Here is a 16,256-nt window from a genome sequence, read left to right on the forward strand (position 1 = left end):
TATTGCAAGTAAATTTAACGAAGACGTTAGGAAAAATAGCTGCTAGAGAAACATTTGTTAAGCCGAGTTAAGGTTGATTAATGAGCACTTAATGATGAGATCGCTCTGCTCTTACCTGCCTTGATTTATTTGCTTTACTCTGGTGACTAACGCGAGCTTGGCGTGTTTGTTTCGGCTGCTGCGATTTAGTTTGTCTATAATTGCTCCCTCTAGCACTCTTAGTACTTGTATGCTTTGCTAACGACTGATTATGCTTAATATTTGTTTCATGAGCCTTATTGGCTCTTATTTTATTACGTGGAGCACTTCGTTTTTGCTCAACATGTTTTTTTGCGATATTAAGCTTTCGGTTAGCTCGAGGTCGTGACTGCTTATAAGCATAATTGCTCTCGCGTTTAGCCCTGCTATTTTTATTCGAGCTAGCGTAACGAGCCTTACTATCCTTTTTAGTTTTTAGCCTATTATGCGAACCTCTTACTGACTGACTTTTATAATCGTTATTGCGATACTTTATGCCTGCGGTATTGCGACTTTTATATCGGCGCTGCTGGTTTACCTTGGTAGTAAACGGTTTATGCACTCCTTTATATTTGTAGCTTAGCCCTCGACGATGGTGCGGTTTATGCTGCCAGCGTTTAGCACTATGGCTAGCAATAATTTTTGTGCGATTATAATAATGGCTTTTATGGTGATAGCGACGGCTTGGCTTAATGATCACCACATGTCTATTTTGCCAATGTACCGCACCAAAAAATAATTGCGCAGTAACATGTACCCCGGTGTGCCAGTAAAATGGCTGATAACGATTATGGTAATAAGTGCTGCTGTAATGAGGAGCATTCCAATAAACAGGAGGATAATGTCCCCAACGCCAATGACCATAAACAACGCGGGGATCATAATATGGTACGTATATTATTTCAGGTTTATTGGGTTCAATAATAATAGCGCTGTTGTCATAGCTTACTTGCATATTATCCATATTCGCTAAATGACCAGCAACTTGCGCTTGTTTACGTAACGTTTGAATACTTTGTAAAACGGCTTCCTCATCAAACAAAAAGGCATCGCCAAGCTGCTCGGTCCAATTAAGATCGCTATTTAAACGTTCTAACACATTTGCAAAAGGCAACAAAGCTTTTACGCTAGGGTCCCAGTCTTGATCCTCAGCATTATCAAGTATTTCCGTGGCCGAATAACTGCCTAACTGCTCAGTTTGTTTGATTAACCAACGCTGCGCTTGTACTACCTCTAATGGGTAAGTGGCAGCAATTAACATATGCGTTAATAAACTATCTGGGTAAAGTGCTATCGGTGCAAGCATTTGCGCTAGCTCAGCTTCACTGTAGCCTTGGCTATCTTGTACACTTATCGTATTATTATTAGCATATGCCACCGATGACCATGCTAGGTTAATCGTGCTTAATAGCAGTATAAGTAACCACATAGCACGCGAGTTATTGATATGATTTTTAAGTCTATCGTTCATAATCGCCTCTTGAGTTCTGTTCATCTTGTATTCTCTGCTAATTTAAAAGTCAGCATGTCGCTATAAGGACACAATGATGAATCACAATGTAACCAATACCCTATCAAGGAGTGACTGAATGATAGCTGAACAAAAATTAACAGTACTAAGCACAGGTCAACGCATTGCATTATCACTGTTTGATGTCTCTGACATGCCATTATTTATCGACATATCAATGTCAAAGCAGATGATGAAACATGTTTATGCTCCCTTAACACAACAAGCGGCAACAGAGGCTTTTGTTGAAAGGTCACAACCGTGGACATTACAAAGTGATCATTGGCTTTCTTTAGGCATAAATGACATTTTTTCGGGTGAGAAGCTTGGCAGTATCGGGTTAAAAATAGTTAACCATAGCGCTAAAATTGCTGAAGTAGGATTTATGATTAAAACAAGTGCTCAAGGCAAAGGATATGCTAGCGAAGCGCTAAGTTTACTTATGCATATAATACGCTCAACTTAAATAAGTTAGTGGCAACCTGCTCTATTAATAATAGCGATTCATTTAATTTATTAGAGAAGCATGGCTTTATTCGAGAAGGTTGTTTACGACAAAATACACTGATTAATAACATCTTAGTTGATGATTATGTTTATGGCTTATGTAAACCAACAAATAATAAGTAAGTTCACTTACTGCTCGATAAAAGTTAAATTAAACTGCGCTCCACCTAACTCAGCACAATGACTGATATCGAGAGTTCCTTGATAACTACTTACTAAATCTCGTACTATAGCTAAGCCTATACCATGACCTTGTTGGTATGTATCAGCTCTTACCCCACGCTGTAAAATGGCTTGCTGCATAAGTTGATCAATCCCTTCACCATCATCACTAATAGTGATAACTAAACGCTTTGGTTTTTCAGCCACTTTTTGTACCGTATCTACAGACAACGAAACCCGTTTTTTAGCGGCTTTACAGGCGTTATCGAGTAAATTACCTAACATTTCAAGTAAATCGGCTTCATCACCTTTAAAAGTCAGCGTTTGTATCTGCGCTGCATGTTGGCTTTGTTGTTCTTCACTCAGCACATTCACCTTCTCATTAATGCCGTTATAACTTACCTGAAAAACGATCGCTTTATCACGGTAAATTTTAGCTAGGCTATTAAGTAACTTAGTGACAACAGGCGCAATACTAACGCCTAAATGCCATGACGACTCCCCCGCACTTTGTGCCCGTTTAAGTTGATGCTCAATAGTGCGATTAATTACCTTAATTTGCTCAATTGCACTATTGCTTAAATGCCCTTCACTGTGAATCACCGCCAAAGGTGTTTTCAAGCTATGAGCTAAATCCGATAAGGCATTGCGATAACGTACACGCTGCTTTTGCTCTGTTTGTAATAATAAATTGAGTTGATTAGTTACTTGCAATAACTCTTGCGGATAAGCTTGCTGTAGCTGCTCTGTTTTACCTTGCTCTACTTGTTGTAATTCATGTTGTAAAACATGAAGAGGCTTTAAGGTCCAGCGTAACCAAACACTTTGTATTATAAGTAGTAACGCTGTTAAGAGTATTAACCATAACGCCAATTGTTGTTGAAACTGTTGCAGTAGTTGCTCAAAATCACGTAAGTCTTTCATGATGTGAATAGTTACGGGAAATTCATCATTACCATGGCCGCTAAAACTATCACTAAAACTGACGCTGTAGCTAAAAGCAAAATGTGCTTGGCCAGCAATATCTATTTGAGAAAACTCCCGTTGTCCCACCTTAGGGCTAGGTAAATTACTGAGCGGCGGCAAACTCAGCAAAGAGTATGACTGCCATAAGCTTTGCTCGTTTAAGGTTGTCGGCGTAATCGCCGTAATTTCAGCATACAAACCCGACTCAACCACATTAAACTGATTTTCAAGTAACTGCTCAGGCATGAGTAACTGGCTATTATCAACTTCTGCCACTGCTAAAATACTGTAACTATAGGCACTTAATTCTTTTTTTATTGCATTAGCGAGTTGTTGCTCAAAGGCATTACTTAAAGTAAAACCAATAACGGGCAGCACCAATAAAATAAGTAAACTCGCACTTAACATTAATCTAAATTTTAATGAGTTTACTTGCGGAAGTTTATTTAGGTGGCGCTGAAATAAGTGCATCATCTGTTACTTAATCACTCATCACTTTAAGTAAGTAACCAGCACCGCGGTGGGTTTCAATAAATTGATGTTTACCCTCAGGGTCAAGTTTTTTACGTAAACGGCGAATAAATACTTCAATCACATTCGAGTCTAAGTCAAAGCCTTGATCATAAATATGCTCAGTTAATTCAGTTTTTGATTTAACCACACCAATGTGCATCATCATGTATTCTAACAAACGATATTCAGAGCTACTTAAACTCACTGGTTGATTATCAGCAAGCACAGCTAAACTGGCGGTATTTATAGAAAGAAACCCGTTATTAATAATGGGACTCGCTTTTCCTGCAGAGCGGCGTATTAAGGCATTGAGTCGCGCGAGTAGTTCTTGTTCTTGAAAAGGTTTAGTTAAATAATCATCTGCGCCAGCATCAAGCCCTGAAACTTTATCTTGCCAATGATCTCGGGCCGTTAAAATAATGACAGGGTATGTTATATCTTGCGCTCTTAGCTGGGTAATAACACTAATACCATCGATAATAGGCAAGCCGACATCAATAATGGCGGCATCATAATCATACTCGCTACCTTGAAATAAACCATCTTCACCATCACAGGAAACATCAACCGAATACCCCGCGGCGACCAAGCTTAGCCTTAAATTCTCTTGTAAAGTTAAATCATCTTCAACTAATAATAATCGCATATGCTACTGCCCTTTAATTTTCCCAGTATTACCATCGACTATTACCGTAATAATATGTCCATCGCCCTTCACTATTTTTACACGATAAACAGGATTGTTTGATGATTTACTGCGTGTTACTTTTAATACTTTACCGCCAAAGCGTCCTTTAACAATTTGTGCGGCCTGTTGCGAGCTAATTGCTGGTTTACTACTTTGCCCCCCTTGTTGATAAAAAGCAGAACTAGGCGCAGAAAAAAACAAAAAAGTCGCAATAAATACAACATAGAAAAAAGATACTAACTTCATATAAACGCCCCTACACTGAAAATAAACTCAATCGATATAAGTAACTTAATAAAATAACTTAATAAAGTAACTACATCACGCTAGTGTAAAAGATCACCTGAGTTAAAGAAACCTCTGTTATGAAACTACCAAGATTACAAAAACTTCGCTGAATAATAGCTGAACAGATTGTAAACCTGATTTAATAAGGCTCAGCGCCTTGTTCAGGATGCATTCAGTTTAACCTTGCTTAACTAACAACAGACTTAGTAAACACATTTAGTAAACATACATTACATAAGCACTGTGTTTCATTTATTTAGAACAGTTATCAGGGGTATATCTATGAAAAGCTTAATGTTAAAACCAATCAATAAATTACTAGCGCCTCAAGTTAAAGCCTTATCGTTAAAAACCTTACAATTAAAAAAAGTAGGCTTACTTAGCATCAGTCTGTTTATTGGTTCAATGCAAATAGCACACGCAATTAACAATACAACAGCAGATCCTGCAACGAACTCGGTGATAAAAATTAGTGCCATGAGTCAAAAAGTAAATGTTAGTAACAGCGTTACTAATAGTGTTGTTGATAAAGATGCTCGAAGTGCTGTTAATCGTTCAACAGAAAGCGGTAATACCGATGAAGCGAGAAAAAACCGCTTTAAACACTGGTTAAAAAATAAAAATGAATCACCAGAAAACAGCACCGAAAAACGTCAAAGCTCATTAGTTATACCGGCAGGAATAACACGAGAAGAACATCAAGCACTAATATCACAACACCTTGTAAACAATAGCGTTAACGCGCAGCAAGCCTTATTAACCAAAAGTTATACGGATGCGCCTGGAGTTGCAAGACACACCGTAATTTATCCTGAAAACTTCAGTATTTATGATGCTTTTAGTTACTTACTAGAGGATATTGACGGCGATGGTTACTATCAAAGCTTTAGCATTGTCTTTGATGCTGATTTTTATCCTTATTATGCTAATAGCCAGACACCACAGACTGATGTTTATGCCGAACTTTATTTAAGTTACAACGGCGGCGCGTGGAGCCATTTTCACTCAACTGATATTTTTACTATTTACAGTGACACTTCAGCCGATGAATATGAAGTGTTTGCACAACTTGAGCAAGGCTATCCCAGTGGTAGTATCGATATTTTAATTGACCTATATCACGCCAATAGCCATCAATTAGTTAGCAGCTATAGTGCTGATGATAACAATGCACTGTACGCGTTACCGCTTGAAAGCGCAGATTTTGATCAACCTTACGTGACTGAAGTCATATACACTGAAGGCGGAAGTAGCTCAGGACTATGGTTATTTTTTGTGAGCTTAATTTTAAGCTACCGCGCAAAAGCTTTTATCACTCAGCTAACTGAAAAGTAAGGCAATGAATATAAAAGCCATTGCACAATGAAAATAAGCTCAATATAGTGACTTCATTAGCTTACTCTCATACGATAAATTTAAGGAAAATAATGGCTGGTGCAAGTTTACTAACCTTACTCGATGATATTGCCATGCTGCTCGATGATGTGGCGGTATTATCGAAAGTTGCCGCAAAAAAAACAGCCGGTGTATTAGGCGATGATTTAGCCGTTAATGCTGAACAGTTATCAGGCGGTTTAAAAGCAGACCGAGAATTACCTGTTGTTTGGGCTGTTTTTAAAGGGTCGATGCTAAACAAGGCCATATTAGTGCCAATCGCCTTATTATTAAGTTATTTTCTGCCTGTTGTTATTATGCCGCTATTAATGATTGGCGGTGCTTACCTTTGCTATGAAGGCTTTGAAAAAGTATGGCACGCCTATGCTCACAAAGCTGAACAGTCACAACATAAGGCCGACTTAATTAATGCGCTTAACGATCCTAGCGTTGACATTAAAGCCTATGAAAAAGACAAAATCAGCGGTGCAATTCGTACCGATTTTATTCTATCGGCTGAAATTATTATTATTGCACTAGGTACTATTGCCACGCAGCCAATTACCACTCAAATATCAGTCCTTATTTTTATTGCTATTTTGATGACCGTTGGCGTTTACGGCTTAGTCGCTGGTATTGTAAAAATTGATGATGGTGGCTTATTGCTCATTCAAGATAAATCAGCAAGTTTGTGGGCTAAGTTCAAGCGTGGCTTAGGTTACGCTATGATTGACTTCGCCCCTAAATTGATGAAGTTTTTAGCCATTGCTGGCACTATCGCCATGTGGCTTGTTGGCGGCTCACTTATTACTCATGGTGTTGAGTCTTTGCATCATATTATTGAGGCTACAACAAGTCTTGCAGCCCAAGTGAGTGTGATTGGCGGCATATTAAGCGCTATTACGCCATTATTTATTGATTTAATGGTCGGCTTTTTATTAGGAGCTTTATTAGTGTTTGCACACCTTGGCTTTAATTCAATGAAAGCTAAACTAACGAGTAGCTAGGTTGTATTTATAAGTAGTCGCTTTAAAAGTACGTTAAAGCGACTCTTGTGATAAGTAGTAATGCCACTGCTGCTCATATTGCTGCATCTGTAAGTGTTTTTTACTCGAAAAATGAAGCTTTTTATCAAGCTCATTGAGCAACAATCCTGTGCGACAGATCGCACAGTGATTATCATTATTCAATAATGCTAGCTTGCTGAATACCTTATCATCAACAAACGTGGCTAATTGAATATCTTCTGCTGGTAATGTTTGGTTGTCACTGTAAACATAGGTAAAACCTTGCGTATCTTTAACGTGTTTATCGCGATCGACATTACGGATACGATACCCAGGAAATTCAGTAATATTAAAAGCCATTTTACCTAAATACATTAACGGTAAATTCATTGTTAAAGAATGTTCAATATTCCACTGGCGGTAGGGTTTTACATCTTTTGATGAAATATAAGCGAGTTTAGCGCCATTATCAGCCAAGAAATACTTAAAACAATGCTGCAAATATATTCTCAGTAAACGGCGGTTTAATGTATTTATACTAAAATGCTCACATTGCTTTATATAGTCTTGTTTCGAGCTAAAACCGGGTATTAACGGAAACTGAAAAATAACTAAATCAAACTGCTGCAATGTTATATTTTGCCATGTCCTGGGCTCAGTAACATCAAAACCGGTTAAGACATTAGCCCCATTTTTGAGTAATTGCTGATAATGTTCATCGCTGCCGTATTTCGCGATTAGCGTGCTACGCGTATCAAAAACCGTTGCGGTTAAAGCGCGTGGTTTATGGTGTTTAACCAGTGAAGCCGAAAACGACAAATCGCCATCACCTACTGTTAAAATTCGCCACTTGGAGTTTATATACATATTTTAACCGCTTTTATCTATTGCATGATGCGATAACTAACAAGGCATTACACTATGGTGCTATGCAGGTCTTGTTTTTTTAAACGGCGCGGTAATACCAGAATACTCACTCGCTCCTAGTCGTGCTAACGGGTTCACGCTATCCGCAGCTATTTTAATACGTCCATCATTGACCGTAGTTACTTTAGCGCTGACATACAGTTGTTTAATTTCGACAAAAATAAGCGTTTGCGCTACCTCACCTATTTCTTTTATTTCATATAACTCACAACCATAAGCAATGTCGCATTGCGCTATACGCGGTAATGCAAATCCTTCAAATGGCACTGTATTGAGCACTCCTTCAGGTATAGTCGCTAATTCAGATTCACCATGTGCTAATGAGGCAGCGGTTTGTGTGACTATATCTGCCAAGTTTTCACCTGCAATATGTATCACCATTTTTTTATTTTTTAATACATTGGTTAACGTATCTTTACTTTCTCCGTTGGGCTTTTTTCCTAACGATAGCATTAACAAAGCAGGATCACTTGATACCGCTGTAAAGTATGAAAAAGGTGCTAAATTCAGGCTATTAGGATCAGCATTAGCGTTGCTTGAGCTTGTTAATGCCCAAGCGATAGGTCTTGGAATAATTGTTTGCGTCATTAAGTGATAGCGCTGGCTAGCACTACAATCTGAAAAGTCGATATTCATAAGGAGGTTATATAAGTTGGCCGCAGTAAATTGCAGTAAAAAATTAGAGTAACGTTATACCATATTTGCCGCATAATTTGCCACTTGAAGCTTTAAGTACGCTTTAATGAATTAATACCATAAAAACGATACATTAGCTGTAGTAGCTCATATCTGATCTGACCCTTTTCGATTTTGGCTTTGCTCTAATCGTACAGTTGATTAGGTCAGAAAAGATACGAAAGCGGACGTTCCTCTATAGATAAAAGCATGGGTATTTTAATGCTAACTTCTGTCGATAAGCCTTTAAGCTTTAATGTGAACTAAGCCACCAAAGCGGACATACGTTAGATACCAAAAATTAGCTAAATTAGTATCAAAATTAATTTGTCCATTACAGTTTTTTAATCAATGAAGGTTTTTCATATTCATTACAAGAAACCAGTCTCTAAGTATTATTAGGATACATTCTGGATATCTTCTTCTAACTCTTCTATTACTTTGCGTATTCGATAATTAAATAGCCTTTCGACCTCAGAGTTTTCCTTCCCGTCAAGCTTACCAGTACCAAGATAAATCTCTAAAACCTTTCGTTTCTGGTTTGTATCAAAAGAATCAAAGTTAATAATATATTTATGTGATTCTTTATCGGACTTCTTAGATTCGTGAAAAGACTTTATTAATGTTTTAGGCTTAACCTTTCCCTCTAATTTGAATCTCTTGAGCATATTTTTTATCGATAAATCAATTTTAAATAATATATTTCTATCATCAATTTGTGAAAAATAGAACACCCAACCACGTTTTTTGTTCTCATAGATGCACCCAGTTATTTTAAGGTTTAATCTCCACCTTAAAATTTCTAACGCTCTCTCTCTATTTGCATCAATTTTAGCTGAGTTGTATTTATATTTAAAGTTAGTAAATATATTAGCAATTGAAGCCTCAAACCTTTGTCGATTAGAAATCCTCAATGATGCAGATCTATTTTTAAAGTAGTAACCTAGATAATCAAATGGTTCTGTTAATACGCCAGTAAATGACTTAGAGTTCTCCTCATCGAGAGGATGGACTTTTAAGGATAGAGCCTCAATATCTTCGACTAATTCTTTTGAAATATCATCCGTATCGTCATCAGAGCAAAAAATTAAAATATCATCCACGTAGCGAGTATAAAATATGTTTGTTCGATTAGAATACTTCTGATCTATTGTCGATAAATATATTTCACCTAGAACATTAGAGTTTGCAAGCCCTTGCGGTATACCAACTAAGTTGACTTTACGCTCACCATTAACAGCTTTTGATACCGTTGAATTTCTGATCGACTTTAAAATCAGTTGGATGATCTCTGGCTTTCTAATTTTTTTTCTTAAGGTTTTTTCTAATACAGAGTGGTTAATACTTGGATAAAAATTTGTGATATCTATTTTTATAAATGTATCAAATTCAGGCTTGATAATATTAGATTTTATATCCTCTATTTTTACCTGTGGGATATTAACTTCAAGTTCCTCAGAAAAAACGTGAAATAACAAGTCACAAATAGTCCTTAATGTAACCCTATCTCTGTATGTAGGTATCGATATTGCTCTTGGAAAACTATTTGCACCTTTAGATATTAATTTTTGCTTAAACGGGGTAAAAGCATAACTGCCATTGTTGACCTTTCTATTTATTATTAAGAGTTCATTTTCTATATTGTTTTCGAAAGTTGTTCTAGTTGTTTTATCTGGCCCAACAGCTAAGCTATTTTGAACATTATTTTCATAAGTTTTTTTAAGTGATGAAACTTTGAAAAGTTTATTAAATTTAAGGTATGCGCTCATTTGTTGAATATCAGTAAAGCAAATGGGGCTGTGTAGATAGAAATTATGAGTGACTTTCTTATAAAAATATAAAAAATCACCTCAATAAAGTCAGGGATAGTTGGTTTCCTAGAAGATAGAGATTTATAGTTTGTCACTCTAAAAAATTTATCGTCAATTGTTTTATGATTTTCAGAGTCCGATAAAAGCTTCATATATTCATTATTAATTTGTGATTCATCAGCATTAGGTAATGCTGATTTTTCGTACAGCTCGTGCAAGTTCAGGTAATTTTTCTTTAATTTTTCAGCTCGCCCTTTGAAATCGATATTTGATATAAAAAGTGACAAAACTAATATGCAAACAGAGATGATTGTTAATGTAATATCAGAATTTTTTCCAACGGGGTTTACTTCTTTCAACATATAAATTGAAAGTGCAACATTAACTAATGAGTAAAGGATAAGTGTGAACTGTGCGTGTTGATTGTTCATTAGCAATCTTTCCGAAGCCTGAATTCTCGCCTTTCGTGTGAACCATATTTTATCTGATAAATTTGACATATTTAATCCATTAAAAAAGGAGGAGGTAAGTAATTAGATACTTTAACACCCAGTAAATGGGTCTACGTTTTCACGTAAATATAAACTTTCATTTATATTATTTATTAGATTCACCCTCAAAGAGGATCCACAATGACCTCCTCCAATTTCTTATATTATCTCAATGATTTTGAAGAAGATAGGGGAATTATAAAGCTTAATAAATTTTTTAATTAATATCGGTGTGAAGGTTTACAAAGGGAATGCTTTATTTTTCCCATTTATACAATTTAAAACAGAGGCCGTTCCACGTATTTAGTAATTAGTTGCACTTAATTTATGTTTTACATGCTTTTATTAATTATTTGAAAGTAAGCATTAGACATACAATTAACGTTAGAAAAATATAGTATGAATGTCGGCTTTGAGCTTACAGTAGCCCCTCAAACATGTATTTATTTTTGGTTAGAATTATCACTAATCTGTTTATTATTTTACAAAAGCTCAATGTCAGCTTATGGCTAGCTACCGGCTTTATCGAGAGTACTATTAAGTCAGAATCTATACTAAAAAATGCCAGTCAGATATGAACTACTATACATTAGTGCTAGTACAGTAGCGCTACTGTATAAGCCTTATAGCACTTAGCCTCCGACGATAAAGTTCCCGACGATAAAGTTAACAACGAAAGAATTCACAACTATAAAGTACCGTATAAAACCTTAACCTAGCGTTCTTTAACAGTAACGCTAGGCTAGTTTAACTAGTTGTTATTGACTAATTACAGTGCCGTTAACGCTACAGCATTAAAGTTGATACCAGCCCAACCCGTTTTGATGAAATTACGAATATTGCCGTGATCTTCACCTTGTGGATGCGCTAAAACATCTTCACGATAAAAACGACCAAAACATGCCAGTGTTTGCGGCTCAGTTAATTGATTCAGTTGAGCAAAGGCAAATATTTTACATGAGCCTTCATTAGTACCTGCTTCATTAAGTAATGTGCCGTTAGTAAACGTCACCGGTGAATAATGGTAGTTTTGAGCAATCACTTGCATAACTTGCTCAAAACTAACGATATCTTCTTGAGGTGAGTTAGCTTGCGCTGTTAATGCGTCAAGTAATGACGCTAGCGAGTTCTCTGTTGAAATAGTGCTGCTCATTAAGCATTACCTTCTTTAAGCTTAGCTTTTGCCGCTTCTACTTTAGAGAAATCTAAACCGAGCTCATTAACAGCTTCTTCAATTAAGCCAGGATCAGCCATCACTAAGCTCATAATTTCTTGTAGTTTTTCAGGCGGCAAACCTAGCTGTGCAATAAACGCCATCGCCATCATAGGGTTTTCAGTTAAGGCATTAAATAATTCGTTAATTTTTTCATCACTAACATTTAATTCTTTTAAAATTTGTATAATTGGGTTCATTACGCATTTATCCAGGTTATAAAGTGAGTAACACTTGAAGCTATTATCAAGGTGTTATTTATAATGCGCACTTTAACAAATTAACAGCGATATTAAAATCACGTATACTGCTTAATTGCTTAACTTTGCTTAAAAACGCACAGACAAACGGCAATACGTAAACGCCCTATTACCAATATAAAAGCCCAATAATAACATGCACTCTCACTTAAAATACCTTGCAAGCTACTCACCTAAAATACAAGAGCAAGTACAAGCCATGCTTGAAAAAAAGTCACTGGCGAAGTATTTACTGAACAAATACCCTACAACCCACAGTGTAACGAGTGATAAGGCCTTGCGCGTTCATATTATGGCGTTAAAAAATCAATATTTAAAAAAATCACCGCCCATTAGCCAAATAAAATATGATGATAAAATTCACATTATAAATAATGCACTTGGCTTGCATACTTATGTATCACGCGTTCAAGGCAATAAACTAAAAAGCAAAAATGAAATTCGTATTGGCAGCTTATTCAAAAAATCACCCGAGGCTTTTCTGAATATGATTGCTGTCCATGAGTTAGCACATATTAAAGAGAAAGATCACAATAAAGCGTTTTATCAATTGTGTGAATATATGCTACCTGAATATCACCAACTGGAATTGGATTTACGTATTTATTTAACCCAAGTAGAATTACTCGGTGATATTTATTAAGCAGTTACATTCTATTAAAATCAAATCAGCATGTGCTTATGTCGACTAAAACGGTAAATGCAGTAAGCAAATTGCCCCAAAAAAAGCCTAAAACTAAAACCTCAACTAAAGCCTAAACTACAGAGAGCACAAGTATGTCAGACACTATTGTTAAGTTTGAATTTGAAAAAGAGAATAAAAATAGCATTCGCTACAAAGAAATCCCCAAAGAAGGTATGCCGCCTATTGTTGGGACTATATACGTACAAAAATGGTTTGCGGGTGAGTGTAAAAACCTCGAAATAACCATTAACAAAAAAGATAAGTAAACCATTATTCCTTTAAAAAAACTTTTCTAAAGAGTAACTTACCTGAATGAAATTTGATTTCTAAGAGCAAATAATATAGCGTAGTCGCCAATTCACTAAATGGACTTAATCATGAAAAAAATATTCGCTTGTATAGCGCTTAGCGCACCACTATTTTCATACGCTTTCGAGCATGGAAAAGTTTATTATAGTTTTGACTCTGAAAATGAAGCCCGTGTTATTGTTGTTCCTGCCGAAGAAGACAACCATTACTACATTAACTACCGTAATTTTAACCACCATTACGATAATCAAACTCTGCTTTATAAACAAATAAAAAATAATATTAATGAAGGTTTTTACTATCAGCTTGTCGATACTGCGCGTGTTAACCTGCGTAATGAGCTAAATAAAACCTTAATTCACGGCACTTTATACTCTTACTCAACCGTTTTTTTAGATGATGATTCTAAAACGAAAATCATTTATGCTGGCGATGCTGATATTGTCCAAGCGCGCAATGTCAAAGAGGCTTATCATAAAAGACAGCTTGATGTGAGCAGTAAAGTTGCCGCTAAAAAGTTAATCAAATCAGCACAAGAAAATTTTAACAGTGCCTGTAAACAAACAGTGAATATTGATATTGATTGGAACGCTTTTGTTTCTCAAGAATTAAAAGCCGCTCCTGCAAAACTATCGAGCTATTTAGGCGCACTCAGTAAAATATGCGCCATAGACAGTGATTATTTAGAAGCGGTTAACAGTATTACGCAAATTAAGGTATCTCCTGCTGATAATACAACTCAGCAAAAAGTCACCTTAGCTGATAATCAATTAACGATTCAAATCGCCAGCGAACAACCTAATTTGCCTGAAACAAGTTACCAAGCAATTTTTACTATTTTATAACCAACCTACTAACGTAAAGGAAATACAATGAAGAAAACACTACTTACCGCGGCTATTTGTACATTATTAGCAACTACGGCTCATGCTGGCGTAAAAGACAAAAAAGCCATTAAAGCAGCTGAAGCAGGTATTGCTACTGAAATAGCTAAAGTAAAAACCGCTTGTGGCAACGCGGCGCTTGAAGTTAATGTTTCATGGGATGAATATAAAGCCATGATCAAAGCAAATGAAGCCGTTCTTAAAGAAAACCGTGAGCAAACACAATGGATTTACGCACAAGGCGGACAGCGTACTATTAGCACACTAGAATCACTTGCAAAAATATGTGCTGATGATGAAGACTATAAAGAAGAAATCGCTAACTTAACGAAAGTGATTGTTACTCCTAAAGCAGAATACAAAGACTATAAAAGTGAATTTACCCTTGATGGCACTGTATTACATGCTAAAACAGGTCACCGCATGACACGTAGCGCGAGTGATTTCACTAAACGATTAAAAGCACTTTACTAACCTTTAGGTTATTAAACGTACGTAATTAAAAACTAAACGTACATAATTAAAAACGAGTGCATGGTCACTCGTTTTTTTATGCTGAAATATTAACACACGTTAATTCATTGAGCCCCAATTACGCAAAAGACATAAGTAATATGGAGTTACTCTATTAACTACTTATAATTAAAACTACTTATAATTATCTACTTATAAATATCGTTCGGTTTTATAGCCGCTACAGATAAAAAGATTAAACAATCGACTTATAAATGCTAATGTCATTGTAGATTCGCATTTCAATAGAGAGTAGTTGATGAATTTATTCCGTATTTTTAGCTTTTTATCCTGCTATTTATTCAGCACTTACACCATGGCTGCTGTCGACTACATTAGTCTGCATGATATTGAACTAAACACGCCACAAGCCTTAGCAATTAAACTTAATATTATTGAAAGTGCAGAAAAGCCACCACTTAAGTTTGTGTTACAACAGGGCAGCAAAAAGCACACGCTTTCTTATCAGCGACTCAACCAATACATGCTGCGAGTTCAAGGTAACCAAAGACTAACGGGCACTGCCAACTTGGTAGTTTATACGACAAATAATGATCGCTGGGAAATCATTAATACAATTAAACTCAACATACCCCCTACCAATAAAGGGCACATGACTGCTAATACCTATTCAAGCGCTGAGCAAATAACATCAACTAATCCGATGACTGAAACCACAAAAAATCAGCCCTTGGCTAGTCGTTTACCAACATCGTCACCTGACAATCCCAGAAAAAATAGCAGAACAAATAGCAGAACAAATACCAGCACAAATATCAGCCAAGTAGCAGCTAACCAGTGCGTATTAACAAAACAACCACAAGAAACACTTTGGCGCATCGCAACACGTTATGCTCCACAATGGAATATTGACGTTTATAGTGCGATGATTGCTATTTATAACGCCAATAGAAACCAGTTTAGTCAACAACATATCAAACTATTAAAAGCGAACGCGACACTAACCTGCCCTACGCAAAATATTATGGCAAGCCTTGGTAGTAAGAGCTTAATGGAAGAAGAGTTTGAGCGTTTGCACAATAAAAAAGTGATCATTGAGCCTTAAATATATCTTTACAGCCACATTTAAATTTTACGTTCACTTTTCTATTTTCATTTTTATATTCTCTATTTTCACTTTTTCACTTTTTCACTTTTTCAACACTAACAAAATACATAACAAGTTATACCATAGGCTTGCTCACGTACTGTTTTGTATTGTTGGTAATGTCCCTTTTAGAATAATTATTCGCATATTGTTAATTAAAAAACAAACAAACTATTAATCAATAACTTATTTTGGTATAAAAAGCATACGATTTGATTGTTGCATATGCTGAAAGGTTTCTTTTTGACCAACAAATAGAAACGTTTATGTAATTAAATCAAACATAAAATCCACCAGTCGAAGTGGAAAACATACTAATAATTATCTTAACAAGTAAAGGAAGTTAC

18 protein-coding genes are annotated in these 16,256 nt (G+C 36.0%); 8 read left to right on the top strand and 10 right to left on the bottom strand.

Annotated elements, in window-relative coordinates; translation table 11 throughout:
• Positions 1-88: 88 nt before the first annotated feature.
• The gene (locus KO495_RS04705; protein WP_252738800.1) at positions 89-1,513 is read right to left on the bottom strand and encodes a DUF3300 domain-containing protein; all 1,425 of its coding nucleotides are present in this window, start codon (positions 1,511-1,513) and stop codon (positions 89-91) included.
• A 94-nt stretch (positions 1,514-1,607) separates the two neighbouring features.
• On the opposite strand from KO495_RS04705, the gene KO495_RS04710 reads away from it, so the two are divergent.
• The gene (locus KO495_RS04710; protein WP_252738801.1) at positions 1,608-1,994 is read left to right on the top strand and encodes a GNAT family N-acetyltransferase; all 387 of its coding nucleotides are present in this window, start codon (positions 1,608-1,610) and stop codon (positions 1,992-1,994) included.
• Between the two features lie 170 nt (positions 1,995-2,164).
• Here the strand turns inward: KO495_RS04710 and KO495_RS04715 are convergent, their stop codons facing one another.
• From KO495_RS04715 to KO495_RS04725, 3 genes are read right to left on the bottom strand one after another with little or no spacing between them, the layout of a single operon-like run.
• Positions 2,165-3,637, bottom strand: a complete 1,473-nt coding sequence (locus tag KO495_RS04715) for an ATP-binding protein (RefSeq protein ID WP_252738802.1) — start codon at positions 3,635-3,637, stop codon at positions 2,165-2,167.
• Between the two features lie 7 nt (positions 3,638-3,644).
• Entirely contained in the window at positions 3,645-4,322 is a 678-nt protein-coding gene (locus tag KO495_RS04720; RefSeq protein WP_215979234.1) for a response regulator transcription factor, read from the bottom strand.
• A 3-nt stretch (positions 4,323-4,325) separates the two neighbouring features.
• On the bottom strand, positions 4,326-4,610 hold the full coding sequence (locus KO495_RS04725) for a PepSY domain-containing protein (RefSeq protein WP_215979235.1): 285 nt from the start codon (positions 4,608-4,610) through the stop codon (positions 4,326-4,328).
• 324 nt (positions 4,611-4,934) lie between these two features.
• Between KO495_RS04725 and KO495_RS04730 the strand changes: the two genes are divergently transcribed.
• On the top strand, positions 4,935-5,987 hold the full coding sequence (locus tag KO495_RS04730) for a choice-of-anchor H family protein (RefSeq protein WP_215979236.1): 1,053 nt from the start codon (positions 4,935-4,937) through the stop codon (positions 5,985-5,987).
• 92 nt (positions 5,988-6,079) lie between these two features.
• Complete coding sequence (locus tag KO495_RS04735; RefSeq protein WP_215979237.1) at positions 6,080-7,033, top strand: DUF808 domain-containing protein; 954 nt, start codon at positions 6,080-6,082, stop codon at positions 7,031-7,033.
• 33 nt (positions 7,034-7,066) lie between these two features.
• On the opposite strand, the gene KO495_RS04740 is transcribed toward KO495_RS04735, so the two are convergent.
• The 6 genes from KO495_RS04740 to KO495_RS04765 all read right to left on the bottom strand — a co-directional run bounded on the left by KO495_RS04740 (position 7,067) and on the right by KO495_RS04765 (position 12,350).
• On the bottom strand, positions 7,067-7,900 hold the full coding sequence (locus KO495_RS04740) for a class I SAM-dependent methyltransferase (RefSeq protein ID WP_215979238.1): 834 nt from the start codon (positions 7,898-7,900) through the stop codon (positions 7,067-7,069).
• A 60-nt stretch (positions 7,901-7,960) separates the two neighbouring features.
• Positions 7,961-8,596, bottom strand: a complete 636-nt coding sequence (locus KO495_RS04745; RefSeq protein ID WP_215979239.1) for a flavin reductase family protein — start codon at positions 8,594-8,596, stop codon at positions 7,961-7,963.
• Positions 8,597-9,033: 437 nt separating this feature from the next.
• Positions 9,034-10,404: a reverse transcriptase domain-containing protein gene (locus tag KO495_RS04750; protein ID WP_215979240.1), complete on the bottom strand. Its 1,371-nt coding sequence runs from the start codon at positions 10,402-10,404 to the stop codon at positions 9,034-9,036.
• Entirely contained in the window at positions 10,401-10,946 is a 546-nt protein-coding gene (locus KO495_RS04755; protein WP_215979241.1) for an SLATT domain-containing protein, read from the bottom strand. Before KO495_RS04755 ends, KO495_RS04750 begins: the two co-directional genes overlap by 4 nt.
• Before the next feature lie 760 nt (positions 10,947-11,706).
• Positions 11,707-12,090 carry a HopJ type III effector protein gene (locus KO495_RS04760; protein ID WP_215979242.1) on the bottom strand — a complete coding sequence of 128 codons (384 nt, stop codon included), beginning with the start codon at positions 12,088-12,090 and terminating at the stop codon, positions 11,707-11,709.
• On the bottom strand, positions 12,090-12,350 hold the full coding sequence (locus KO495_RS04765; protein ID WP_215979243.1) for a DUF2999 family protein: 261 nt from the start codon (positions 12,348-12,350) through the stop codon (positions 12,090-12,092). The genes KO495_RS04760 and KO495_RS04765 overlap by 1 nt, the downstream gene beginning before the upstream one ends.
• Positions 12,351-12,546: 196 nt before the next feature.
• Between KO495_RS04765 and KO495_RS04770 the strand changes: the two genes are divergently transcribed.
• From KO495_RS04770 to KO495_RS04790, 5 genes are all read left to right on the top strand, one after another.
• A complete protein-coding gene (locus KO495_RS04770; RefSeq protein WP_215979244.1) occupies positions 12,547-13,053 on the top strand; it encodes a YgjP-like metallopeptidase domain-containing protein in 507 nt (168 codons plus the stop codon).
• A gap of 134 nt (positions 13,054-13,187) precedes the next feature.
• Positions 13,188-13,361 carry a hypothetical protein gene (locus tag KO495_RS04775; RefSeq protein WP_215979245.1) on the top strand — a complete coding sequence of 58 codons (174 nt, stop codon included), beginning with the start codon at positions 13,188-13,190 and terminating at the stop codon, positions 13,359-13,361.
• 111 nt (positions 13,362-13,472) lie between these two features.
• Positions 13,473-14,249, top strand: a complete 777-nt coding sequence (locus KO495_RS04780; RefSeq protein ID WP_215979246.1) for a hypothetical protein — start codon at positions 13,473-13,475, stop codon at positions 14,247-14,249.
• A 27-nt stretch (positions 14,250-14,276) separates the two neighbouring features.
• Positions 14,277-14,762: a hypothetical protein gene (locus KO495_RS04785; RefSeq protein WP_215979247.1), complete on the top strand. Its 486-nt coding sequence runs from the start codon at positions 14,277-14,279 to the stop codon at positions 14,760-14,762.
• 298 nt (positions 14,763-15,060) lie between these two features.
• Positions 15,061-15,867 (top strand): FimV/HubP family polar landmark protein, encoded by an 807-nt coding sequence (locus KO495_RS04790; RefSeq protein WP_215979248.1) that lies wholly within the window; start codon positions 15,061-15,063, stop codon positions 15,865-15,867.
• The last annotated feature ends 389 nt before the right edge of the window (positions 15,868-16,256 follow it).

The sequence above is a fragment of the Colwellia sp. D2M02 genome (assembly GCF_018860755.1).
In the GTDB taxonomy this organism is placed as follows: Bacteria; Pseudomonadota; Gammaproteobacteria; order Enterobacterales; family Alteromonadaceae; genus Colwellia; species Colwellia asteriadis.

Coding starts and splice junctions, on each gene's coding strand:
- KO495_RS04770 (WP_215979244.1), top strand. CDS start 12,547: ATGCACTCTCACTTAAAATACCTTGCAAGCTACTCACCTAAAATACAA.
- KO495_RS04715 (WP_252738802.1), bottom strand. CDS start 3,637: ATGATGCACTTATTTCAGCGCCACCTAAATAAACTTCCGCAAGTAAAC.
- KO495_RS04790 (WP_215979248.1), top strand. CDS start 15,061: ATGAATTTATTCCGTATTTTTAGCTTTTTATCCTGCTATTTATTCAGC.
- KO495_RS04745 (WP_215979239.1), bottom strand. CDS start 8,596: ATGAATATCGACTTTTCAGATTGTAGTGCTAGCCAGCGCTATCACTTA.
- KO495_RS04730 (WP_215979236.1), top strand. CDS start 4,935: ATGAAAAGCTTAATGTTAAAACCAATCAATAAATTACTAGCGCCTCAA.
- KO495_RS04785 (WP_215979247.1), top strand. CDS start 14,277: ATGAAGAAAACACTACTTACCGCGGCTATTTGTACATTATTAGCAACT.
- KO495_RS04760 (WP_215979242.1), bottom strand. CDS start 12,090: ATGAGCAGCACTATTTCAACAGAGAACTCGCTAGCGTCATTACTTGAC.
- KO495_RS04780 (WP_215979246.1), top strand. CDS start 13,473: ATGAAAAAAATATTCGCTTGTATAGCGCTTAGCGCACCACTATTTTCA.
- KO495_RS04765 (WP_215979243.1), bottom strand. CDS start 12,350: ATGAACCCAATTATACAAATTTTAAAAGAATTAAATGTTAGTGATGAA.
- KO495_RS04725 (WP_215979235.1), bottom strand. CDS start 4,610: ATGAAGTTAGTATCTTTTTTCTATGTTGTATTTATTGCGACTTTTTTG.
- KO495_RS04710 (WP_252738801.1), top strand. CDS start 1,608: ATGATAGCTGAACAAAAATTAACAGTACTAAGCACAGGTCAACGCATT.
- KO495_RS04775 (WP_215979245.1), top strand. CDS start 13,188: ATGTCAGACACTATTGTTAAGTTTGAATTTGAAAAAGAGAATAAAAAT.
- KO495_RS04735 (WP_215979237.1), top strand. CDS start 6,080: ATGGCTGGTGCAAGTTTACTAACCTTACTCGATGATATTGCCATGCTG.
- KO495_RS04755 (WP_215979241.1), bottom strand. CDS start 10,946: ATGTCAAATTTATCAGATAAAATATGGTTCACACGAAAGGCGAGAATT.
- KO495_RS04750 (WP_215979240.1), bottom strand. CDS start 10,404: ATGAGCGCATACCTTAAATTTAATAAACTTTTCAAAGTTTCATCACTT.
- KO495_RS04740 (WP_215979238.1), bottom strand. CDS start 7,900: ATGTATATAAACTCCAAGTGGCGAATTTTAACAGTAGGTGATGGCGAT.
- KO495_RS04705 (WP_252738800.1), bottom strand. CDS start 1,513: ATGAACAGAACTCAAGAGGCGATTATGAACGATAGACTTAAAAATCAT.
- KO495_RS04720 (WP_215979234.1), bottom strand. CDS start 4,322: ATGCGATTATTATTAGTTGAAGATGATTTAACTTTACAAGAGAATTTA.